This window comes from Candidatus Accumulibacter necessarius, from assembly GCF_036625085.1.
This window is the reverse complement of record NZ_JAZKUM010000009.1, coordinates 1-21,390: the sequence shown is the minus strand read 5'-3', so window position 1 is coordinate 21,390 and position 21,390 is coordinate 1. Positions and strand designations below refer to the sequence as shown.

At 63.9% G+C, this 21,390-nt stretch carries 19 protein-coding genes and 2 pseudogenes; 12 read left to right on the top strand and 9 right to left on the bottom strand.

What is annotated here, in order from left to right; genetic code table 11:
- The first annotated feature begins 257 nt into the window (after window positions 1–257).
- Window positions 258–1,565: pseudogene (gene rlmD, locus V5B44_RS21150) on the top strand (23S rRNA (uracil(1939)-C(5))-methyltransferase RlmD).
- 5 nt (window positions 1,566–1,570) lie between these two features.
- Here rlmD and V5B44_RS26875 read toward each other — a convergent pair.
- The 9 genes and pseudogenes from V5B44_RS26875 to V5B44_RS21110 all read right to left on the bottom strand — a co-directional run bounded on the left by V5B44_RS26875 (window position 1,571) and on the right by V5B44_RS21110 (window position 7,796).
- Window positions 1,571–1,762 carry a hypothetical protein gene (locus tag V5B44_RS26875; RefSeq protein WP_434735510.1) on the bottom strand — a complete coding sequence of 64 codons (192 nt, stop codon included), beginning with the start codon at window positions 1,760–1,762 and terminating at the stop codon, window positions 1,571–1,573.
- Window positions 1,720–1,902: pseudogene (locus tag V5B44_RS26870) on the bottom strand (DUF882 domain-containing protein); the annotation flags it as partial. The pseudogene V5B44_RS26870 and the gene V5B44_RS26875, both read right to left, overlap by 43 nt.
- A gap of 316 nt (window positions 1,903–2,218) precedes the next feature.
- The gene (locus tag V5B44_RS21140) at window positions 2,219–2,464 is read right to left on the bottom strand and encodes a hypothetical protein (protein ID WP_332361037.1); all 246 of its coding nucleotides are present in this window, start codon (window positions 2,462–2,464) and stop codon (window positions 2,219–2,221) included.
- Window positions 2,347–2,742: a hypothetical protein gene (locus tag V5B44_RS21135; RefSeq protein ID WP_332361180.1), complete on the bottom strand. Its 396-nt coding sequence runs from the start codon at window positions 2,740–2,742 to the stop codon at window positions 2,347–2,349. Before V5B44_RS21135 ends, V5B44_RS21140 begins: the two co-directional genes overlap by 118 nt.
- 124 nt (window positions 2,743–2,866) lie before the next feature.
- The gene (locus V5B44_RS21130) at window positions 2,867–3,304 is read right to left on the bottom strand and encodes a hypothetical protein (RefSeq protein ID WP_332361036.1); all 438 of its coding nucleotides are present in this window, start codon (window positions 3,302–3,304) and stop codon (window positions 2,867–2,869) included.
- Window positions 3,271–3,735: a hypothetical protein gene (locus V5B44_RS21125; RefSeq protein ID WP_332361035.1), complete on the bottom strand. Its 465-nt coding sequence runs from the start codon at window positions 3,733–3,735 to the stop codon at window positions 3,271–3,273. Before V5B44_RS21125 ends, V5B44_RS21130 begins: the two co-directional genes overlap by 34 nt.
- A 445-nt stretch (window positions 3,736–4,180) precedes the next feature.
- Complete coding sequence (locus V5B44_RS21120; protein ID WP_332361034.1) at window positions 4,181–4,834, bottom strand: TMEM165/GDT1 family protein; 654 nt, start codon at window positions 4,832–4,834, stop codon at window positions 4,181–4,183.
- Window positions 4,835–5,016: 182 nt separating this feature from the next.
- Entirely contained in the window at window positions 5,017–6,744 is a 1,728-nt protein-coding gene (gene recJ / locus V5B44_RS21115) for a single-stranded-DNA-specific exonuclease RecJ (protein ID WP_332361033.1), read from the bottom strand.
- Window positions 6,741–7,796 carry a hypothetical protein gene (locus tag V5B44_RS21110; RefSeq protein WP_332361032.1) on the bottom strand — a complete coding sequence of 352 codons (1,056 nt, stop codon included), beginning with the start codon at window positions 7,794–7,796 and terminating at the stop codon, window positions 6,741–6,743. Before V5B44_RS21110 ends, recJ begins: the two co-directional genes overlap by 4 nt.
- Before the next feature lie 167 nt (window positions 7,797–7,963).
- Here V5B44_RS21110 and V5B44_RS21105 point away from each other — a divergent pair, with 167 nt between their 5' ends.
- The 11 genes from V5B44_RS21105 to V5B44_RS21055 form a co-directional block, all read left to right on the top strand.
- Complete coding sequence (locus V5B44_RS21105; protein ID WP_332361031.1) at window positions 7,964–9,211, top strand: lipoprotein-releasing ABC transporter permease subunit; 1,248 nt, start codon at window positions 7,964–7,966, stop codon at window positions 9,209–9,211.
- Window positions 9,204–9,890 (top strand): lipoprotein-releasing ABC transporter ATP-binding protein LolD, encoded by a 687-nt coding sequence (gene lolD / locus V5B44_RS21100; protein ID WP_332361030.1) that lies wholly within the window; start codon window positions 9,204–9,206, stop codon window positions 9,888–9,890. Before V5B44_RS21105 ends, lolD begins: the two co-directional genes overlap by 8 nt.
- A gap of 76 nt (window positions 9,891–9,966) precedes the next feature.
- Window positions 9,967–11,292 carry a methyl-accepting chemotaxis protein gene (locus V5B44_RS21095; RefSeq protein ID WP_332361029.1) on the top strand — a complete coding sequence of 442 codons (1,326 nt, stop codon included), beginning with the start codon at window positions 9,967–9,969 and terminating at the stop codon, window positions 11,290–11,292.
- A 42-nt stretch (window positions 11,293–11,334) separates the two neighbouring features.
- Complete coding sequence (locus V5B44_RS21090; protein ID WP_332361028.1) at window positions 11,335–12,042, top strand: methyl-accepting chemotaxis protein; 708 nt, start codon at window positions 11,335–11,337, stop codon at window positions 12,040–12,042.
- A 63-nt stretch (window positions 12,043–12,105) separates the two neighbouring features.
- Window positions 12,106–14,421: a DNA internalization-related competence protein ComEC/Rec2 gene (locus tag V5B44_RS21085; RefSeq protein ID WP_332361027.1), complete on the top strand. Its 2,316-nt coding sequence runs from the start codon at window positions 12,106–12,108 to the stop codon at window positions 14,419–14,421.
- 793 nt (window positions 14,422–15,214) lie between these two features.
- On the top strand, window positions 15,215–16,930 hold the full coding sequence (locus V5B44_RS21080) for a SulP family inorganic anion transporter (protein WP_332361026.1): 1,716 nt from the start codon (window positions 15,215–15,217) through the stop codon (window positions 16,928–16,930).
- Window positions 16,931–16,971: 41 nt separating this feature from the next.
- Window positions 16,972–17,730, top strand: a complete 759-nt coding sequence (locus V5B44_RS21075) for a methyltransferase domain-containing protein (protein WP_332361025.1) — start codon at window positions 16,972–16,974, stop codon at window positions 17,728–17,730.
- A 6-nt stretch (window positions 17,731–17,736) separates the two neighbouring features.
- The gene (locus V5B44_RS21070; protein WP_332361024.1) at window positions 17,737–18,510 is read left to right on the top strand and encodes a sulfite exporter TauE/SafE family protein; all 774 of its coding nucleotides are present in this window, start codon (window positions 17,737–17,739) and stop codon (window positions 18,508–18,510) included.
- 94 nt (window positions 18,511–18,604) lie between these two features.
- A complete protein-coding gene (locus V5B44_RS21065; protein WP_332361023.1) occupies window positions 18,605–19,759 on the top strand; it encodes an ABC transporter substrate-binding protein in 1,155 nt (384 codons plus the stop codon).
- Between the two features lie 162 nt (window positions 19,760–19,921).
- Window positions 19,922–20,956: a branched-chain amino acid ABC transporter permease gene (locus V5B44_RS21060; protein ID WP_332361022.1), complete on the top strand. Its 1,035-nt coding sequence runs from the start codon at window positions 19,922–19,924 to the stop codon at window positions 20,954–20,956.
- On the top strand, window positions 20,953–21,390 hold a 438-nt coding region (locus tag V5B44_RS21055), incomplete at its 3' end, for a branched-chain amino acid ABC transporter permease (RefSeq protein ID WP_332361021.1). The genes V5B44_RS21060 and V5B44_RS21055, both read left to right, overlap by 4 nt.

The window sequence follows — 21,390 nt, the reverse complement described above, 5'->3', positions numbered from 1 at the left end:
GGCAACGGCTGCTCGGGCGCTTGGTACTGTGCTTCCGGAATCACATCGCCGTCACCCCATAACTGTCTGATGTGGCCGGTGCCGTTCAGACTCGCATCATACACATGCACTGAGTGTACGCAAGCGCGATGCGGCGGCTGATCGGCTCGTGCCTGACCCTCTGTAGGTTAGCCACCATCGACTGGATGTGAATCTCGCCAAGAGAGCCGACCAGACATTCGGGATAGAATCACACGTTTTCTCTGCGGAAGTGTCGCATGCCTACTGGAATCATTGAATCGCTCGATCACGAGGCGCGGGGAGTTACCCGGCTGGATGGCAAGACGGTTTTCGTCGAGGGCGCCTTGCCGGGCGAATCCGTGGAGTATGCAAGCTACCGCAGGAAACCCACCTATGAGCTGGCACGGACGCTGCGGGTTCTGGCCTCGTCGGCGGAGCGGGTGACGCCGCGCTGCCCGCACTTCGGTGTCTGCGGTGGCTGCAGCATGCAGCATCTCGATCCGGCGGCGCAGGTCGCAGCCAAGCAGCGCCTGCTCGAGGACAATCTCTGGCATCTTGGCCGGATCAAGGCGGATCAGCTCTACGCGCCGATTTACGGTCAACCCTGGGGCTATCGCTATCGAGCCCGCCTTTCCGTCCGTTTCGTGCTCAAGAAAGGCGGCGTACTGGTCGGCTTCCACGAAAGGAAAAGCAGCTACGTTGCCGACATGCGGCAGTGCGAAATACTGCCGCTGCATCTGTCGGTGCTGTTGCTGCCGCTGCGCGACTTGATCGGCCAGCTATCGATTCGGGACCGCCTGCCACAGATCGAGGTGGCGGTGGGGGAGCGCATGACGGCATTGGTGCTGCGCATCCTCGAAGCGCTGAATCCGGATGACGAAGCCTTGCTGCGCGGCTTCGCCGATCGCCACTCGGTGGTTTTCTACCTGCAGCCGCAGGGTCCGGCTACGGCCTATCGCTTCTATCCGTCGTGGCGGGCCTCGGCTGTCCTACCTCCTCCCGGACTTCGCGGTCGAACACTACTTTTCGCCGACCGAGTTTACCCAGGTCAATCACGCGATCAACCGCGTGCTGGTGCGCCGCGCTCTGAGCCTCCTCGATCCGCAGCCGGGCGAGCGCGTTGCCGACATGTTCTGCGGGCTGGGCAACTTTACGCTGCCGATTGCACGTTCCGGTGCGTGTGTGATGGGTGTTGAGGGCAGCCCGAACTCGTTCGCCGTGCGACCGAGAACGCTGCTGCGAATGGCCTCGACGGTCTGGCCGAGTATCGCGTCGCCAATCTGTTCGAGACCACGACGGAAACCCTGGCCGCCCTTGGGCGTTTTGACAAGATGCTGATCGACCCGCCGCGCGAAGGGGCTCTGGAGCTGATCAAGGCGCTCGACAGCGACGGGCCGCGGCGTATCGTCTATATTTCATGCAGTCCGGCGACGCTGGCGCGCGACGCTGCCATACTGGTTGCGCAGAAAAACTACCAGCTGCGCGGCGCCGGCGTGATCAATATGTTTCCCCATACCTCGCACGTCGAGTCGATCGCCCTTTTTGAACGCAGCGCAGCCATCTGAGCTGCTCAGGCCGGGCGCGGCCTGAGCCAGCCGCCGAATGGCCGCGCCAAATTACCAGGAGCGCACCCTGCCGGTGTCGAGATGAACGAATTGGCTGCGCGTAGAAGCCGACTCCGCCGACACCCTGAGATGGCGGCGTCGCGCAGATCGTCAAGCGGCACGCCGGCAATGCGGATGTCGATGGCCTTGCCCAGCATGTGCAGACTCTGCTTTGCCACACCGCCACCACCCGTGTGCGCAGCCTGGTATTGGTCTCGGCGCAGCGGTAGCCGGAAATGACCTGGAAAGGCTGCTCGCAGGCAAGTTCCTGTTTTACCTTGAAAAGCAGGTCGAACAACTGCGGGTCGATGCTGCCGACCTCGCCCGAGTAATGGTCGCGCAGGAAAAAAGTTCAGGCGGTTCAGTGCCTCGGGGAGATAGCTGCTCGCCGACTGCGAAAGCGACGGAGAGACGTTCGCCGGTATGGGTGTGATCGAATGCGAGGCTGGCGGGCATTCGGCAGCGACGCCAGTGCCGGCTTTGCCAGCGGCAGCGCGGCGCCGGCAACCATCAGTCGGCGGCGTGACCGAGAAACAGGCGGCGCGAGTGCTTGAGGTTTCAGCATGACTGCTCCATGTCAAGGCTAATCGGTTGATTCTGCTGCAATTTCGCTTTCATGGGAAGCCCGGACGGCGATTTGCCGCTGGCGCAGGGCAGTCGTCGAGAAGCGGGTCCTGGCCGTAGATGTCCGGGAAGAAATGACACTCGCCCGTCCCGGACGACGCCGTGCTGTAGGCGATGATCACCGGCAAGGCTTCCTGCAGGCGGATGGTCGTGGACTTGCCTTTGCGCATCGCCTGCACGATGCGCGCTTCGGTCCATTCCGGTTCATCGGCGAGGACGAACTTCGCCAAAGCCACAGGCGCCTCGACGCGAATGCAGCCGTGACTGAAGTCGCGCCGGTCGCCGTTTGAAGAGTTGCACGTGTCGGTGTGTGATGGAGATAGATGTTGTCCTGGTTGGGAAAAACGAACTTGATGTCGCCGAGGGCATTGCCTGCCCCCGGTCGCTGGCGGATGCGCATCTGGCCACGCTGGACAGCGTCGAGAGCCCCCGCCGAGAATCCACTGACGACGCGGCCGTCGCTGCCGACGAATTCGAAGCCCTGGCGGTCGAAATAGCCTGGGTCGCGGCGCAGCCTGGGCAGGGTCTCGCCCCGGGCGATCGAGGGGGCACGTTCCAGTAGGGGCTGAACTCGATGAAGCGCATCTCGGCATCGAAGAGCGGCGTAGGGTTCTTGCGTGCCGTGCCGACAATGACCTTCATCGCGACGCTGATCTCGATCCTGCCGTCACGCATTCGTAGGCCGCAGCATGAACTCCGGAAGGTTGACCACGATCGCCCGCGGCGCTGCAGCAGGGCGTCCAGCGCAGCCGCTCGAGCGCCAGTTCGAGCTGCCGGGCGCGGGTTGCGGGTGGTACATTGAGTTGCTCGTAAGTATCCTTCGCGATTACGCCATCCGGCCTGATCGCATGTCGTTCCTGGAAGGACTTGACGCCCGCGACCAGCGCTCCTTCGTACAGTGCTGGCAGCGCGGTGGCGGCGGGCAGGTCGCCGAGCAGTCGCAGCCGCTCGCCGAGTGCCGCGATGCCGCCGTATTTCTGGCCGGGGGATAGCTTGCCGGCGGGCAACGGCGGCAAGCTTTTCTGCCAGGCGGGATGGCTGATCAGTTCCTGGTAGCGGGCAAGTGCCTCCCGCAAGCCAGTGTATTGCTGCAGGGCGGGTGCAACGCAACCCGTCCCGCATGCAGATCGGCGAGATAGCGCCGTATGGCTGAGGTCAGCGCCTGGTCCAGCCGGATCAAGCTGTCTCCCGTCAGGGGCGACCCACGGCTGGCGCTCTCGATTGCGGCGCGCAACCACTCGGCGTGGTAGTCACCCGCTTCCAGCCCCTCCTGGGCGGCATTGGCCAACAGGTTGACGGCCTGATAGGCCGCCACCCGCGGGCGCTCTTCAACGAACCATAGCGGCGCCGCGGAAGCGGCAGGGAAACTGCTGGCCGACGTTGGCTCGGTGCTCGCTTCGGCTGCCAGTTCCGATGCGAGTCCGATTGCCAGGGCTGCGGCCAGCGAAAGCCATGGCCGGCGGCGGTGAGTGAAGGGCTTGGAGACCGGCGGCGAGGTGGCTGGCATAGGGTTTGGCGGAGTATTGCAAGCTGCGCATTATCTACCATCGCCAGCGCATTCGTTCAATCCACGCGGTTGATTTCCTCAACCCGGGCCCTTTTCCCTGTGGCGGGAAAAGGGCCGTTGATCAGTCGCTGAAGCGATCCTCGCATCAAGCGCTGACGCCAAGTGCAGTTCACTTCTTCCTGACTTCTGACGACGGCGAAGCTGCGGTCGACGATGTTCCACTGAACGGCGCTGCCGGTACGGCTGGTTTCTGAGGTTGCTTCGGCTTTTTTGCTTCGCGGTTTCCGCGTAACTGACTCTTGGCCATGGAGGGACTCCTGTAAGCTGCTGCAGTTGCATGCCGGATGGCCTGGACCAGCATACGCGCTATTGCACCGGACAGGGGGCTGAGCTGATCTTTTCCGGAAATTTCCGCCGCGCCTTCGCCCTGGTCTTCGCGACAGGATCAGCCCTGGACGCCAGTGTAGGCGACGTAAGCCTGGTACGCTGCAACCACGGCCAGAACCAGGAAGAAGGCGCCACTGATCCGATGCAGCAAAACCAGCGGAATTTTCTGCAGGATGGTGCGCCCCGCCACAATTCCCAGGGCCGAGGTCGCGGCCAGCGCCAAGGTGGCGCCCAGCCAGACCGCAGCCGGCACGTGTACGCTGCTCAAGGCAACGACGGCGAGTTGCGTCTTGTCACCGAATTCAGCCACGGTCAGCAAGACGAAAGTGGTGAAGAAAATGCCATGCCCACTTTTCTCCTCGACTGCTTCATCGTCATCGTCCGCTTTGGCACGCAGGGCATGGATGCCAAAGGCAGCAAAGAGGATGGCCACCGTCACGCCCACCACATATTCCGGCAACCAGGTGGCGATGGCGACGCCGAAGACGACCGCAAGCGTATTCAACACCGCAAAAGCGGCCAGCGCGCCAAGCATGACCGGCATTGGCCGATGTCGGGAGGCCAGGGTCATGCAGACCAGCTGACTCTTGTCGCCGATTTCGGCGGCGGCGATCAAGGCAAAGCTGGTTAATGCCGTAGCCGAGAGCTCGACCATGCTGCCGGTGCCCAGCAGCGACGAGACGTACGGTAGCAGTCCCTGTGGATTGTCCATCCGATTCTCCAGGAGAATTCCCTTTCGGTGCCTGCGCGAAAGGGATGGCTCGGGTGGCGAATGCAGGTAGGAACGCCATGAAAAACCGCGTGATTATAAGCCCCGTGTCGTCTCGAGGGTGGGCGGCACGGTCCTGATTCGTTCTTTTGGCCTCGTGGCGCAGCGGTGGTCGCCGCGTCCTGTCAGGCGGGTCGGGTCTCGATATGCTCGATCATCAACTGCGGCGTCTGGACGCCGTTGAAGTCGTTGATCGCCAACCGGTAAGCCGCGCGGATGCTGCTCCCCGGTGCCTGGGCGAAGTTGAACTGGATGGCATCGAGAGTCTGTATTCCTTTGCGCAGGCGCAACTTGAGGTGTTTGTCCTTGAGAATACGCTGGCTCTCAACGACGAACTCATCCTCGAAAAGCGGTGCCGGAAAGCCCTGGCCCCAGACCTCGGCTTCGAGCAGTCGTGCCGTGGCGATCGAGAAGTAGGCGGCTTCCAGGCCGCCGTCGGTTTCCAGCGTCCGCGCGCGATCGGCGGCAGCCAGCAACTCGTCGGCGACGTGCGCAAACAGCTCGCGAAAGCGCGCAAAGTCGCTTTCTCTCATGGTCACGCCGGCGGCCATGGCGTGGCCGCCAAAGCGTAGCAGCAGTCCCGGCGCTCGTCTGGACACCAGATCGAGGGCATCGCGCAGGTGGAGACCCGGGATCGAACGACCTGAGCCCTTGATTTCGCCGCCCTCGCCGCGGGCAAAGGCAAATACCGGACGATGCAGCTTCTCCTTGATCCGCGCGGCGACGATGCCGACGACGCCCTGGTGCCAATCGCCATTGAACAGCGACACAGCAGCGCCCGTTGCCGCCTCGCCAGCCAGTTCGCCGGCAGCTTGTGCGAGCTGGGTCAGCGCCTGCTCCTGCATGCCCGCTTCGATTTCTCGTCGCTCGCGGTTGAGCGCGTCGAGCTGTTGCGCGATGTTCATCGCGCGCCCGTCGTCGTCGGTAATCAGGCATTCAATGCCCAGCGACATGTCGGACAGGCGACCGGCGGCATTGAGCCGCGGGCCGATCATGAAACCGAGGTCCAGACTTGAAGCCTGCGCCGGGCTGCGTCCGGCCGCGCGAAAGATGGCGCGCAGGCCGGTCGTCAGTCGTCCCTGGCGGATGCGCTGCAGGCCCTGGCTGACGAGTACACGGTTGTTGTGGTCGAGTCTGACGACATCGGCGACCGTGCCGAGTGCGACGAGGTCGAGTAGCGAGGCGAGCTTGGGTTCGGAGCGTCCGCTGGCTTCCGAGAACCACTGGCGGTTGCGCAACTCGGCGCGCAGCGCCAGCATCACGTAAAACATCACACCGACGCCGGCCAGGCACTTGCTCGGGAAGCTGCAGGCGGGCAGATTCGGGTTGACGATACAGTCGGCCGCCGGCAGGTGGTCACCCGGCAGGTGGTGGTCGGTGATCAGCGTGGCGATTCCGAGCTGCCGGGCACGCGCAACGCCCTCGACGCTGGCGATGCCATTGTCGACGGTGACGATCAGGTCCGGCCTCTTGGTGGTTGCTGCCAGTTCGACGATGTCGGGCGAGAGGCCGTAGCCGTAGGTGAAGCGGTTCGGCACCAGATAATCGACCTCCGCGCCGAAGGCACGCAGCGCTCGAATGCCGAGGGCGCAGGCGGTCGCGCCATCGCAGTCGTAGTCGGCGACGATGAGGATCCTCGCCTGTCTGGCGATGGCGTCGGCGAGCAACACCGCCGCCTCGGCAGTATACGCCAGCCTGGTCGGCGGCAGCAGCGACTGGAACTCGTAGTCCAGCTCGCTCCGCGCGACGATGCCGCGCCCGGCGTAGATGCGGGCCAGCAGCGGGTGCAGGCCCTGTTGCTCGAGTTGCCACTGGATGCGCGGCGAGATGGCGCGGCGGCGGATGTCGGTCACTGCTCGCCCCTGGCCAGCGCTTGCGCGGTGGCCGCCAGTGAACGCGGCCGACGCCACAGTTGCCACTGGGCACGGCGGTCGCTATGCCAGGTCAACGCGGCATAAGCCGTTGAGGCTACGAGACGCAGGCCCTGGATCTTGCCGCCGGCGAGCGCTTTCTGCAGCGGCGCGAACCAGCGGGTCTCGAGGTTGAGCAATCCTGCGCGGTAGGCGTCGGCGTCTTCGTACTGCACTGGCGATTGCAGCGAATCGAGGACGAGCAACTGGCGGCTGCCGCGAGGTGCCTGGGCCAGTAACGTGCCGGCGTTGCCAGGGACGGCATGCACCGGTACGTTGAAAGCGCGACCCAGGCCGCGGGCCAGCACGTTGTCGCTCCAGACGCCGGCGAAGCCTCTGCTGGCGCCGGCCGGCAGCTGGCCAGCGCCCCACAGCCAAAGGCTGTTGATCGTCGACCGGCCTTCGTCCTCGCGCCTCTCATTGGCTGGATGCTGGTGCAGGACCATCTGCGCCTCGTTGAGCAGCTGGCGCAGCCAGCGTGCCTCTGGGGTTTCCGGCAATTGCCGGCCGACGCTGCGGCCGGCAACGGCGGACAAGGGCAGAACGTCGAAACGGCCGAGGTCGGTGCCAGCAGCCAGCTGCAGATACCAGCGATCGGCGGCGGTGGCGTGGAAAGTGCCGACATCGGCGAAGTGACGGTTGAGTTCGCCGACGATGGCACGCGCCTCGGCGAGTTCAATGCCGAGGCTGCCGCCATCCGCAAGAATCAGGCGCTCCTGGTGCAAGCGCAGATGCACCGGGTCGGCGCACAGCCAGCAAGCGTCGACGGTGGTCGGGCCGCAGCTCTCGCCGAGCACCCGGAAAGCGCCGTAAGCGGCGTTTTCGGCGACACCGAAGGCATCGCAGAGCGTCGCTTCCATTGACTGTGGTGGACAACGGCTCAACTGGCTGCGTGCGATCAAGGTGCCCAGGCCCGCGCAGGGCAGTCGGTCGAGGCTATCGTGGTCGTCGGGTTCGGGCCAGACGAGTTCGGGAACAACCAGGGTGAGCTGCATGCGCGTGGGTGGATTGGACGGTCGCTGAAGGGGATTGGCGGGGTATCGGCGGTAGACCTCTGCGTGCTGTCAGCGATGAACCAGCCGCTGTCGGAAGAGTGTAGCATAGCGGCCTTGTCGCTTCGGCGCTTCGAACTGCCCCCCACTGAGATGAGTTTCTCCCGCTGATGGCCCTTCCCTACGAGTTGCTGATCGGCCTGCGCTATACGCGAGCCAAGAAGCACAATCACTTCATTTCGTTCATTTCGCTGATCTCGATGTTCGGCATCGCCCTCGGCGTTGCCGCGCTGATCGTCGTGCTGTCGGTGATGAATGGATTCCAGACCGAGCTGCGGTCGCGCATCCTGGCCGTCGTCTCGCATGTCCAGATCACCGGCGCCGGCGGCGAGATGGTTGGCTGGGAAAGGGTTGCGTCGATGGCAGCGGATGAGCCGCACGTCATCGCCACCGCGCCTTTCGTGCAGGCACAGGGCATGCTGGCGTATGGCGAATCGGTCCGTGGGGCCATGGTGCGCGGCATCCTGCCGGACCAGGAAGACAAGGTCGCCGACTTCCGTCCGCACATGAAGAGTGGCGAACTCGACGCCTTGCTTCCCGATAGCTTCAACATCGTCCTTGGCTCGGAGCTGGCGCGTGCGCTCGGCGTCTTCGTCGGCGACCGGGTGACGCTGATCGCGCCGCAGGGGGTGGTGACGCCAGCCGGCGTCGTGCCGCGCCTGAAGACCTTCAACGTGGTCGGCCTGTTCGAGGTCGGCATGTACGAGTACGACAGCGGCCTGGCGCTGATCCACCTCGCCGATGCGCAGCGCCTGTACCGCATGGCTGACCGGGTTTCCGGTGTGCGCCTGAAACTCGACGATCTCTTCGTTGCCCCACGCGTCGCACGATCGCTGGCTGGCAAGCTGGACATCAATGCCTTCATCAGCGACTGGACGCGCAGCCACGCCAATTTCTTTCGCGCCGTGCAGATCGAGAAGAACATGATGTTCATCATCCTGTCGCTGATCGTTGCGGTGGCGGCGTTCAACATCGTCTCGACACTGGTCATGGCGGTGACCGACAAACAGTCGGACATCGCCATTCTGCGTACGCTCGGCGCCAGCCCGGGCAGCATCATGGCGGTGTTCATCGTGCAGGGCGCGTTGATCGGCTTCATCGGTCTCGGGCTCGGTGTAGCCGGCGGCGTCGCCCTGGCGCTCAATGTCGATGTCGTCGTGCCGTTCATCGAGCGGATCCTCGGCACGCAGTTCCTGGCCAAGGAGGTCTATTACATCTCCAACCTGCCTTCCGAGCTGCAGTGGCGTGACGTGACGACGATCACCGGCGTCGCCTTCGTCCTGGCGCTGGTGGCGACGATCTACCCGAGCTGGCGGGCGGCACGGGTCAATCCGGCGGCGGCGCTGCGCTATGAATGACCTGGTTCTCGCCTGTCAGGGGCTACGCAAGATTTTTCGGCAGGGCGACACCGACGTCCCCGTACTGTTGAGTGTCGATCTGGAAGTTCGCGTTGCCGAGCGGGTGGCGATTGTTGGCTCGTCCGGTTCGGGCAAGAGCACGCTGCTGCACCTGCTGGGCGGCCTCGATGCAGCCAACGGCGGGCAGGTGCAGCTGATGGGGCACGACCTGGAAGCGATCGATGACGCGCAGCGCGGCCAGTTGCGCAATCGCCACCTCGGTTTTGTTTATCAGTTTCATCATTTGCTGGCGGAGTTCACGGCACTCGAGAACGTCGCCATGCCCTTGTACATCCGGCGCCTGCCGAAAGCCGAGGCGGAAGCGCGTGCGGCGGCAGTGCTCAACGAGGTCGGACTTGGCCACCGCTTGCGGCATACCCCGTCGGAGCTGTCAGGTGGTGAGCGGCAGCGGGCGGCGATCGCCCGGGCGCTGGTCACTGAGCCGGCGTGTGTGCTGGCCGACGAGCCGACCGGCAATCTCGATCGGCAAACTGCGGCCGGTGTTTTCGAGTTGATGCTGGCACTCAATCGTTCGCGGCAGACGAGCTTCGTGATCGTCACCCACGACCCGGCACTGGCGGCTCGCGCTGAGCGTATCCTGACGCTGCGCGACGGACGTTTGTATTTGTCCGGCGATTGATCGGCGGGTTTCCGCTCCTCAAGTTCCGGCGCCCGATGCCGATCACCCTAGCTGACGACCTCAGAGACCTCTCACCATGAAGACTCTTTTTGCCCCGGCCATTGCCCTGCTCAACCGCGTCGGCTACACGAAAAAGTTTGCGATCATGGGTGCGCTGGCCCTGGTGGCGAGCGCCGTCCTGGTGCTCAACCTTTACCAGAGCCTGTATCGGGTGATCGACCGTTCGCAGCAGGAGCTGGCCGGCGTCGAGATGATCAAGCCGATCGCCCGCGTGGTGCAGTACCTGCAGGTGCATCGTGGACTCTCCTCTGGCGTCCTCAGCGGCAACGAGGAGATGAAGGAGCAGCGTGCAGCCAAGGAAAAGGAAGTCAGCGCAGCCTTCAAGGCGGTTACTGCCCGGCTGGCGCCCGAGCTCGCCGCGAGCACAGCCTGGAAGACCGCGGTGGAAGCCTGGGCTTTACTGGAGAAGGAGGGGCTTGATCTGATCCAGCGCGAGAATTTTCTGGCGCACAATCGCCTGATTGACGATCTGCTGGCTTTCCAGGCGGCTATCGCCGATCAATACGCGCTGACCAACGATCCGGACATCGACTCGGCCTACCTGATCGATACGGCGGTCGACAAGTTGCCACAGGCGCTTGAGCGCATGGGCCAGTTGCGGGCGCTGGGGACCGGCGTGCTGAGCAGGAAGCAAGCGTTGGTGTTGTCGCAACAGGTCGAGTTTACGGTTCTTCTGGCGGAACTCAATGCCTCGGTCAACGGGCTGCGCCGCAATCTCGAGAAGACCTCGCGCTACAACCCTGGCCTGCAATCGGCACTCGCCGCTTCGATCCGGGACATGGGCGAGGCGGCCGACAAGGTCAGCGCGCTGGTGAACCAGGATATCCTTTCGGGGACCTACGCGACCCCTCCAGAGGACTACTTCGCCCTCACCACCGGCTCGCTCGAGAAGGGCTACAAGGAAATGTTCGAAACCCTTTTCCCGACGCTCGAGCAACTGCTGCAGCGGCGCATCGACCGCGCGCAGCGCAACCTCACCCTGAGCATCGCGCTGGCAGGGGTGATCCTGCTGCTCTACGCCTATGTCTCGATCGGCTTCTATTACGCGACCATCAGCAGCCTCAACCGCCTGGTCGAGAATACCCGCACGATCGCCACCGGTAACCTGGACGTGCGCGTCGACCTGGGCACCCGGGATGAACTGAAACTGGTTGGTGACAGCCTGAACGAGATGGTGGGCGCTTTTGGCGCTGTCATCCGAAAGGTGCACCACGGTGCCAACGAAGTGCTCGAGGCGACCACGAAGCTTGCCGGATCGGCAGCGGACATAAATCGTGGCAGCGAGAAGCAGAGCCAGGCTGCCTCGACCATGGCCGCCGCGATCGAACAGATGAGGTCATAGAGCATCTGTCGGCCAATGCGCAGGATGCCAACCGGATATCAGATGAGGTCGGGAATAGAGCATCTGTCGGCCAATGCGCAGGATGCCAACCGGATATCCGGTCGGGCGGGGGAGTTGTCGGCCGATGGCAGTCGTGTCGTCGGCAATGTCGTGCACGAGATCGAGCGGATCGCCGAGGTGGTCAACCAGTCGGCGGCTATCGTTGCCGATCTGGGCGGGCGCTCGGAGAGGATCTCGGCGATCGTCAACGTGATCAAGGAAATCGCCGACCAGACCAACCTGCTGGCGCTCAACGCGGCCATCGAGGCGGCGCGGGCTGGCGAGTCGGGTCGCGGCTTCGCGGTGGTTGCCGACGAAGTGCGCAAGCTGGCCGAGCGGACTGCCCGTTCGACACAGGAGATCTCGCAGATGATTGCGGCCATCCAGAGCGGCACGCGCGATGCCGTGGCGAGCATGAATCTGGGCGTCAGCCGGGTCGCCGAAGGCGTTGCGCTGGCGACGCAGGCGGGCCAGTCGATCAGCGAGATTGGCAGCAATGCGGCGCAGGTGGTGGAAAAGGTCGCCGATATTTCGAAGGCGCTGCATGACCAGAGCGTAGCGAGTACCGGGATCGCTCGCAACGTCGAGAGCGTCGCCCGCATGGCCGAAGAAAACTGCGCTGCCGTGGCCGGCAATGCCGCCACGGCCGTGCAGCTCGAGCGCCTGTCGGCAGACCTGCAGGGCGAGGTGCGTCGTTTCAGGCTTGGCTGAAGAGGGTTCGCGTCGGTAGACGCGATGCTTGTATAGCCTGTAGTGCATGTTTTCTAATGCGACATGCGCAGCAATATCCTCGCTTTCGCCATCGGCATTGGTCTGCTTCAGATGCAGGCGACGTTACCGGCCTTGTCGCCTCTCGCCGGTGTTGTGCTGGCTGCGCTGGTCCTGCTCTGGCTTGGCCGCCGGCAGCCCAGGGTGGCGCGGGTGATCGCGGCGGTGGCCTGCACGCTGGCCGGGTTCTTGTGGGCGACAGTGCTGGCCGAGCACCGGCTGCGTGATCGACTGCCGAGCGAGTGGGAGGGCCGTGACGTGCAGGTGGTCGGTGTCGTCGCCTCCCTGCCGCACGGCTTCGAACGTGGCGAGCGGTTCGCGTTTGACGTCGAGGCGGTGGAAACCCCCGGCGCCCGTTTGCCACGGCGGATCATGCTCTCCTGGTATCACGGCTGGCTTGAAGATGAATGGCGCGACGGACTGGCGATTCGCCCGGCCGAGCGCTGGCGGTTCACGGTTCGCCTGAAACGTCCGCACGGCAACGCCAATCCGCACGGTTTCGACTACGAGGCCTGGCTCTTCGAGCGCGGCCTGCGGGCCACGGGGTATGTGCGCCCGCGGGCCGTCGCGCAGCGTCTCGACGACTTTGTCGCGCGGCCAGCCTACGTCATCGAACGATTACGCGACCGGCTGCGCCGGTCTTTTTCCGAAGCGCTGGGCGATGCCCCCTATGCCGGGGTGCTGGTCGCACTGGCGGTCGGCGACCAGCAGGCGATTCCGGCCGAACAGTGGCGTTTGTTCAGGCAGACGGGCGTGATCCACCTAATGTCGATCTCCGGCCTGCACGTGACCATGGTGGCGGCGCTGTTTGCTGCCGTCATCGGCTGGCTCTGGCGGCGCGGTGAGTCGCTGATGCTCCTCGTGCCAGCACAGAAAGCAGCGATCGCTGCGGGCTGGCTGGCGGCTTTCGTTTACGCGATGATCGCCGGTTTTTCGGTGCCGACGCAGCGGACGCTGTACATGCTGACGGTGGTAGCGCTGGCACTTTGGTCGGGCCGCAACCTGGGCGCCAGTAGGAGCCTGTTGCTGGCGCTGCTGCCGGTGCTGTGGCTCGATCCGTGGGCGGTCCTGGCGCCCGGCTTCTGGCTCTCCTTCGCTGCTGTTGGCCTGCTCTTCTTCGTCGGCACGGCACGAGTGGGTGTCGCACGTGGCTGGCGATCGGCACTTGCCAACTGGGGGACGACGCAGTGGGCGGTGACGATTGGCACGCTGCCGTTGCTGCTGTTGATGTTTCAACAGTTCTCGCTGGTATCGCCACTGGCCAATGCCGTCGCCATCCCGCTGGTCAGCTTCGTGATCACGCCGCTGGCGCTGCTGTTCGCCGTCATTCCCTGGCCGCTGCTGCTGTCCATCGCTCATTGGCTGCTCTCGGGTCTGATGGCTTTTCTTGCCTGGCTGGTGGTCTGGCCGGTCTGGGAACAGCCGGCGCCGTCGCTGGCCGCGACCCTGCTGGCCGTGTTCGGCGTCATTTGGCTGCTGCTGCCGCGCGGCTTCCCGGCACGCTGGCTCGGTCTGAGCCTGCTGTTGCCGGCGCTGCTCTGGCGGGCCGAACGGCCGGCAGCGGGCGAGGCCTGGGTGGACGTGCTCGATGTTGGCCAGGGGCTGGCGGTGGTCGTACGCACGGCCGGGCATACCCTGCTCTACGACACCGGGCCACTGTACAGCGCCGAGTCGGACGCCGGCCAGCGGATCATCGTGCCCTACCTGCGGGCGCACGGGGTGCAGCGAATCGACACGCTGGTCGTGACGCACCGCGACAAGGACCATTCGGGCGGCGTCGTCGCCGTTGAGGAAGCGCTGCCGATCGGTCGCCGCCTGTCGTCGATGCCGGAACTGCAGCCCGAGCCCTGCGTCGCCGGTCAGACCTGGGAGTGGGACGGCGTTCGCTTCACCATGCTGCATCCGGCCGCCGCCGATTATGAGCGCCCGGCCGTCAGGAGCAACCACATGAGCTGCGTGCTGCGGGTAGAAAATGCCTTCGGCGGCGTGCTGCTCAGCTCGGATATCGAGGCGCGCGACGAACAGGCCTTGCTCGGCCGGGCGCCGGCCCTGCTGCGCAGCGAGATACTGCTGGTGCCGCACCATGGCAGCGGCACGTCGTCGACCGCCGAGTTCATTGCCGCTGTCGGTGCCCGGGAAGCGATCATACCTGTCGGTTATCGCAACCGCTTCCAGCACCCACGGCCTGATGTCGTCGAACGCTATGCCGGCAGCCGGGTGTGGCGAACGGATCGGGACGGTGCTGTGCAATTGAAGCTGGCCAGCGGGTTGCCGCTTTCCTCGTATCGAACGGCGTATCGCCGCTATTGGCATGGGCAGTAACGGACGCGGCGGGGGCGCTGGCTGTCGGTTTGCATTGTTTTCGTCGCTCTTGCCCCCGGATCCGCCAAACGCCTTCTGTAGACAGCGGTTTCACACAGGCTTGAGCTTCGCCAAGTAATCCTGATGGAATTCGCTGTTTGATGCCTCACCGGTCGGACACGCTTGAAGCGCGAGAGTGCTATCGGGTTGAATCGACCACGGTCTTACCTGCCTTGCCATCACGTCATGATCGCCTGAGCAATCGGTGGGGGTTGCTCCTCCAAAATCACAAAAGGCGGTGGTGCTGCTGCAATATCGCAGGGTTGTCGATAGGCGCTCGCGAGCGAGCGTGTGGGCAACCCGCGTTCATGCCGCCGACGGTTCATGGCCGGGCTGATAGTCCCGCGCGTGGGCCAGTAGCGCCCAGACGAGTCCATTCGACAGCGTCGATCAACCGATAGTGGGACCTCGAAGGTGTGACTCTGCCGGGGATGCGAAGCCGGACACTACGAAGCGAAGCCGTTCTGACACCGAACGCTCCTCTTGTTGCCGAATGTGGGAAAATAGAACGGCAACGACCAGATCAAGTCACGTCCTTGATCCGCAGAGTCGCCAGCGGATTCGGCGATAGTCGATCACGTATACGCACAGGTTGCCAACAGCTGCCGCATGGATGCTGCTTTGCGACGCGTTGTGGATAATTGTTGGATGCTGCGTTGAGCCGATGCGGGTTCCTGACACCAACGAAGTGCAAGAGCAGGTGCTGCCGAGGGCATCTCAAGGATCCCGGTCTTTTCTGGTCTTGTCACCAATAATGCCTCTCACAAGCCGCTTCCTGCCAGGTTGGCTCAGGAACTACCGACGGGAAAGACTCGGCGCCGATCTCTTGGCGGGCTTGGTCGTGACGGTGCTGGTCATACCGCAAAGCCTGGCCTACGCCTTGCTGGCAGGTTTGCCACCACAGGTGGGGCTTTATGTCAGCATCTTGCCGGTGATCGCCTATGCCTTGTTGGGCAGCAGCATGGTGCAATCGGTCGGGCCGGTGGCCATTACCGCCATAATGACCTATGCCGTCCTGAGTCCGCTGGCTGCGCCGGGGTCGCCCGAGTACATCGGACTGGCCGCCGCCTTGTCGCTGGTTTCCGGCGCGATGCTGCTGGCCTGCGGGGCAATGCGTCTGGGCTTTCTTTCGCAGTTGCTGAGCCGGCCGGTGGTCAGCGGTTTCATTTCCGGTTCGGCCGTATTGATCATCGTAAGCCAGATGAAGCACCTCCTGGGGCTATCGCTGCACGGGGCCAATGCCTGGCAACTGCTTGCCGATCTGCTTCGCCTGTTCCCCGGCAGCCACTGGCCGACGCTGGCGATCGGCACGGCGGCACTGCTGACGCTGGCCTTCGTCCGCAGCGGGCTGACCGGGACGCTTGTCCGGCTGGGGGTCAGTATCGGCAAGGCGACGTTTGTCGTTCGCCTGATGCCATTGCTGGTTGTCCTGCTGGCGACCGTGGTGGTGATTGCTCTTGACCTCGATCGCCGTCAGGGCGTGGCTGTCGTTGGCACGGTGGTCGAAGGGCTGCCGGGTTTCGAGTTCGTCTTCCCCGCTTTCGATACCTTGAAGAGGCTCCTCGTCCCCGCCGCGGTGATGGCACTGATCGGTATGGTGCAGGGGATTACGCTGGCACAGACCATGGCGATCAAACGCCGGGAGCGGATCGATGCCAACGCCGAGCTGCTGGGGCTTGGCGGCGCCAATGTCGTCGCGGCTTTCTCGGGTGGAATGCCGGTCGGTGGGGGTCTCTCCCGCTCGGCCATCAACGTGGCTGCCGGTGCCCAGACGCCTTTGGCGAGCATCGTATCGGCCGTGTCAATGATCGCCGTGGTGGCGGGGGCAGCCCATTGCTTTGCCCGCTTGCCGCTGGCGGTTCTCGCCGCGACCATCGTGATGGCAGCTTACACGATGATCGATATCCGGGGCCTTCGCCAGGCCTGGGCTTACGATCGCGCCGACGGACTGGCCTGGCTGGGCACGGCCGGTGGCGTGCTGGCCTTCGGGCTGGAAGCCGGCATCGGGTTGGGCGTCTTGCTTTCCATGGGGACCTTGCTGCTGCGGGCCAGCACGCCGCATATCGCGGTGATCGGCAGGATTCCCGGTAGCGAACACTTCCGCAACGTCGAACGGTACCAGGTGCAGACGATTCCCGGCGTGCTCTTCCTGCGCATCGATGAAAGCCTGTTCTTCGGCAATCTCGGGGCCGTCGAACTGCGCTTGAATCAGGTACTGGAGCAGTCGTCCGGGATCCAGCACCTGGTGCTGGTGATGAGCGCGGTCAACCGGATGGATGCGACGGCGGTTGAGGTGCTGGCCGAAGTCAACCGTGACCTCGCCGAACGGAACACCCGGCTCCACCTGGCCGAGGTCAAAGGGCCGGTGCAGGATCGATTGGTGCGTTCCGAGCTGTGGGCGTCGCTTTCCGGCGAAGTCTTCCTGTCAGCCAATGAGGCCTTTGAGAAGCTCGGCGGGCAGCTTGAGTGATTTTCTTCCCGAACGCCGTGATGGCGAAAGGTGACCGGCAGATGACCTGGAACCCCGAGCAATACCTGAAATTCGCTGCCGCCCGCCAGCGGCCGGCGCTCGACCTGTTGGCGAGACTGGCAGGTGAGCCGGCACGGATCGTTGATCTCGGCTGCGGCGCCGGAAACATCACCCGGTTGCTCGCCGAACGCTGGCCCCACGCGCAGATCACGGGGGTCGACAGTGATCCGGCGATGCTTGCGAAAGCCGCTGCTGCGGTCTCGGCGATCCGGTGGCAACGCGCCGAAATTGCCGGTTGGCGGGCAGAGCAGCCGCCCGACCTGATTTTTTCGAATGCGGCCTTGCACTGGTTAAGCGATCACCCGTGCCTGTTGCCCGAGCTCATTGGGCAACTCGCCGCCGCTGGCGTGCTGGCGGTGCAGATGCCGTCCAATTTCTCCGCGCCGTCGCACCTAATCCTGCTCGCGCTGGCTGCCGAGCCTCGCTGGCGCGAGCTGCTGGGCGACGTCTGCATGGGCAGCGTCCTGTCGGCCGTTGAATACCAGCGGTTGCTGATGCCGCATTGTCGCCATCTGGAACTGTGGGAGACCACCTATTGGCAGGTACTCAACGGAAACGATGCCGTCATCGAGTGGATGAAGGGTTCGACACTGGTTCCCTATCTGGCGCGGCTTGCACCGGCGACGGCCGACGATTTTCTCGCCGCCTATCGGGAAAGGCTGCGCGCTGCCTATCCGCCAGCGGCGGATGGACAAACGCTTTTTCCTTTCAAGCGAATCTTCTTCGTGGCGCAGCGCTGAGCAGGGATGGCGGGCCTCGATCACTCGCTGCTGCTCGGCCTGGCGCTGGCCGCGCTGTTTGCCGGCTTCATCGATTCGGTGGTCGGCGGAGGGGGTCTGATCCAGATTCCGGCCCTGTTCAATGCCCTGCCGCAGGAACTGCCGGCGACCCTTTTCGGCACCAACAAGTTTTCCAGCGTTTTCGGCACCAGCAACGCTGCCTGGCGCTACGCTCGTCGTGTCGAGATGCCCTGGCGCACGACGTTGCCGGCAGCTCTGGCTGCCTTCGCCTGTTCCTATCTCGGCGCCATGGCAGTCGCCTGGTTGCCACCGGCGATGTTGCGCCCGCTGATCCTGCTGCTGCTCATCGGGGCTGCCGCCTACACTTTCGGGCGCCGCGATTTCGGGGCGCTTCATCAGCCCCAGCACAAGGGCCGGCAGGAGTTTGCCTATGCCCTGTTGCTGGGCGGTGCGATCGGTTTCTACGATGGTTTCTTCGGGCCGGGAACAGGCAGCTTCCTGATTTTTCTTTTCGTTCGCTTTTTCGGCTTTGACTTCCTGCACGCCTCGGCCGCTTCGAAAGTGGTCAATGTCTCGACCAACCTCGCTGCGCTCGCTTTTTTTATCCCGCATGGCCACTTCCTGCCCCTGCTGGCCGTTCTGATGGCGGTCTGCAACATCCTTGGTTCCTTTCTCGGCACGCATCTCGCATTGCGCCATGGCAGCGGTTTCGTCAGGAAGGTTTTCCTGTGCGTCGTGAGCCTCTTTATCATCAAGTTTGCCCACGATACCTTCGTTTAGTCTTGTCTCGCGGTCGCTGCGGCCGCACAATGATTGCTTGCCGAACGCCATGTCGGGCTGACGGCTTTACACCGAGAATAGTGTTGGGGGGACGATGAAAATCAAACTATCGATCAGCAAGCTCTTTGTTCTTGTGGCGGCCGCCTTTGCCTCTGGCGTCCACGCGGATATCAACGTCGGCGTGACGCTTTCCGCAACCGGGCCAGCTGCCTCGCTGGGTATCCCCGAGAAGAACACCGTGGCGCTGTTGCCAGCGACCATTGCCGGTCAGAAGGTGAATTACATCGTTTTCGATGATGCTTCCGATACCACCACGGCGGTCAAGAACACCCGCAAGCTGATTGCCGAGAACAAGGTCGACGTGGTCATCGGCTCGACGACCTCGCCCAATTCGCTGGCGATGATCGATGTGGTCGCGGAAGCCGAGACGCCGATGATCGCCATGGCAGCTTCGTCGCGAATCATCGAGCCGATGGATGGCAAACGTCACTGGGTCTTCAAGACGCCCCAGAACGATGCCCAGATGGCAACGGCGATCGTGCAGCACATGACCGACAACAACGTCAAGACGGTGGCCTACATCGGTTTTGCCGACGCCTACGGTGAAGGCTGGTGGAACGAGTTCTCGAAGATTGCCGAGGCGCGCAAGATCCAGATCGTCGCCAACGAGCGCTTCAATCGCGCCGATACGTCGGTGACCGGCCAGGTACTGAAGACCATCGCCGCCAAGCCCGATGCGGTGCTCATCGGCGGCGCCGGTACGCCGGCCGCCTTGCCGCAGAAGTCGCTCAAGGAAAGGGGTTACAAGGGCATCATTTACCAGACGCATGGGGTGGCCAACGCCGACTTCCTGCGGGTCTGTGGCAAGGACTGCGAGGGCACCTTCCTCCCGGCGGGTCCGGTGCTGGTGGCCGCACAATTGCCTGACAGCAATCCGATCAAGAAAGCGGCACTGGAGTATGTCGTCAAGTACGAGGCGGCAAACGGCAAGGGCACGGCATCGACCTTCGGCGCTCACGCCTGGGACGCCAGCAAGCTGCTCGTCAATGCCGTACCGGCAGCGCTGAAGAAGGGACAGCCGGGGACGCCGGAGTTTCGCAAGGCGCTGCGTGACGCGCTCGAAAACACCCGAAACCTCACTGCCGCGCACGGGGTTTTCAACATGAGCCCGCAGGATCATCTCGGCTTTGACCAGCGGTCGCGGGTAATGGTCAAGATCGAAGGGGGCAACTGGAAGCTCGTGCAGTAAGGTTTCGGCTTTTGCGCGCTGCCGGCTGTTGTCTCCGCGGTTGACCGAGGTCAGCAGCGGGGCTGGCAAGCTTGTCCCGATCCCCGTTGGCGACGACGTCTGGCGGCCCGGCAGCCGGCAGCCGGGCTTGCGGTGGCTGGGGTATCGACTGGAACAGTTCTGATGGATTTGCAGATTGCATTGCTGCTGGGGCAGGACGGCCTGTCCAACGGCGCCATTTACGCGCTGCTCGCGCTGGCCCTGGTCCTGGTTTTTGCCGTGACGCGAGTGATTTTCATCCCGCAAGGCGAGTTCGTTGCTTTCGGCGCCCTGACGCTGGCCAGCCTGCAGGCTGGCAGGTTGCCGGGAACGATCTGGTTGGTGCTGGCCCTGGGCACGGTGATTGCCTTGATCGACGGTTCCCGGGCGCTGCGTTGTCGGCAGTTCAGGCGGATTCCCTGGATTGTCCTGGTAAATTGCGGGATACCGTTGCTGCTCGCCGGCGTCCTCTTCGCCGTTTCCGCGGCCAGCTTGCCCTTGCCGGTGCAGGTGTTGCTGGCGCTGATGCTGGTCGTTCCACTCGGGCCGATGATCTATCGCCTGGCCTACCAGCCGGTTGCCGAAGCCTCGGTGCTCGTCCTGCTGATCGTCTCGGTCGCGGTGCACGTGACCCTGATCGGTATCGGGCTGCTGTTCTTCGGAGCCGAGGGCTCGCGCACGCCGGCGTTCACCGACGTCAGCTTCGAACTCGGCGATACGCTCCTGCAGGGGCAAACGATCCTGGTCGTGGTCGCCAGCGTGGTGCTGATTGTCGCGCTCTATTTCTTTTTTGAACGGACCATTTACGGCAAGGCGCTGCGCGCCACGGCGATGAACCGAACCGGCGCGCGCCTGATGGGCATTTCGGGGACCCTGGCCGGGATGCTGTCGTTTACGCTGGCGGCATCGATCGGGGCGTTCTCCGGCATTCTGATTTCGCCGATCACGACGATCTACTATGACTCGGGTTTCCTGATCGGTCTCAAGGGCTTTGTCGGCGCGATCATTGGCGGCCTGGCGAGCTATCCGGTGGCCGCCGCCGGCGCCATCCTGGTCGGCCTGCTGGAATCCTATTCGTCCTTCTGGGCCAGCGCCTTCAAGGAGGTGATCGTCTTCACGCTGATCATCCCGGTATTGCTCTGGCGCTCGCTGAAGACACGGCACGTGGAGGAGGAATGAGGCATCCGTCGCACGACACGGCTTTCCTGTTTCTGTTCATCGCCGCCCTGGCGGTAGCACCGCTGTTCCTGCCCGAATTCTACGTGACACTGCTCAACTACATCGGCCTTTACGCAATCGTTGCGCTCGGACTGGTCATGCTGACCGGTGTCGGTGGTCTGACGTCATTCGGGCAGGCCGCTTTCGTCGGCCTTGGCGCGTACACTTCCGCGTACCTGACGACCGTTCATGGCGTTTCGCCATGGCTGACGCTGCCGGCGGGCCTGCTGGTCACGGCCGTCGTCGCGGGCTCGCTCGGCCTCGTGACGCTGCGCCTTTCCGGGCACTTCCTGCCCTTGGGGACGATCGCCTGGGGGATCAGTCTGTACTATCTCTTCGGTAACCTCAATGCGCTCGGTGGCCATACCGGCATTACCGGCATTCCGCCGTTGCAG

Bases quoted from the DNA above. Each gene is read 5' to 3' on its own strand.
- V5B44_RS21060 (WP_332361022.1), top strand. From the start codon at position 19,922: ATGGATTTGCAGATTGCATTGCTGCTGGGGCAGGACGGCCTGTCCAAC.
- V5B44_RS21080 (WP_332361026.1), top strand. From the start codon at position 15,215: ATGCCTCTCACAAGCCGCTTCCTGCCAGGTTGGCTCAGGAACTACCGA.
- V5B44_RS21125 (WP_332361035.1), bottom strand. From the start codon at position 3,735: ATGCCAGCCACCTCGCCGCCGGTCTCCAAGCCCTTCACTCACCGCCGC.
- V5B44_RS21110 (WP_332361032.1), bottom strand. From the start codon at position 7,796: ATGCAGCTCACCCTGGTTGTTCCCGAACTCGTCTGGCCCGAACCCGAC.
- V5B44_RS21070 (WP_332361024.1), top strand. From the start codon at position 17,737: ATGGCGGGCCTCGATCACTCGCTGCTGCTCGGCCTGGCGCTGGCCGCG.
- V5B44_RS21105 (WP_332361031.1), top strand. From the start codon at position 7,964: ATGGCCCTTCCCTACGAGTTGCTGATCGGCCTGCGCTATACGCGAGCC.
- V5B44_RS21095 (WP_332361029.1), top strand. From the start codon at position 9,967: ATGAAGACTCTTTTTGCCCCGGCCATTGCCCTGCTCAACCGCGTCGGC.
- V5B44_RS21120 (WP_332361034.1), bottom strand. From the start codon at position 4,834: ATGGACAATCCACAGGGACTGCTACCGTACGTCTCGTCGCTGCTGGGC.
- V5B44_RS26875 (WP_434735510.1), bottom strand. From the start codon at position 1,762: ATGCTGGGCAAGGCCATCGACATCCGCATTGCCGGCGTGCCGCTTGAC.
- lolD (WP_332361030.1), top strand. From the start codon at position 9,204: ATGAATGACCTGGTTCTCGCCTGTCAGGGGCTACGCAAGATTTTTCGG.
- V5B44_RS21065 (WP_332361023.1), top strand. From the start codon at position 18,605: ATGAAAATCAAACTATCGATCAGCAAGCTCTTTGTTCTTGTGGCGGCC.
- V5B44_RS21075 (WP_332361025.1), top strand. From the start codon at position 16,972: ATGACCTGGAACCCCGAGCAATACCTGAAATTCGCTGCCGCCCGCCAG.
- V5B44_RS21090 (WP_332361028.1), top strand. From the start codon at position 11,335: ATGAGGTCGGGAATAGAGCATCTGTCGGCCAATGCGCAGGATGCCAAC.
- V5B44_RS21085 (WP_332361027.1), top strand. From the start codon at position 12,106: ATGCGCAGCAATATCCTCGCTTTCGCCATCGGCATTGGTCTGCTTCAG.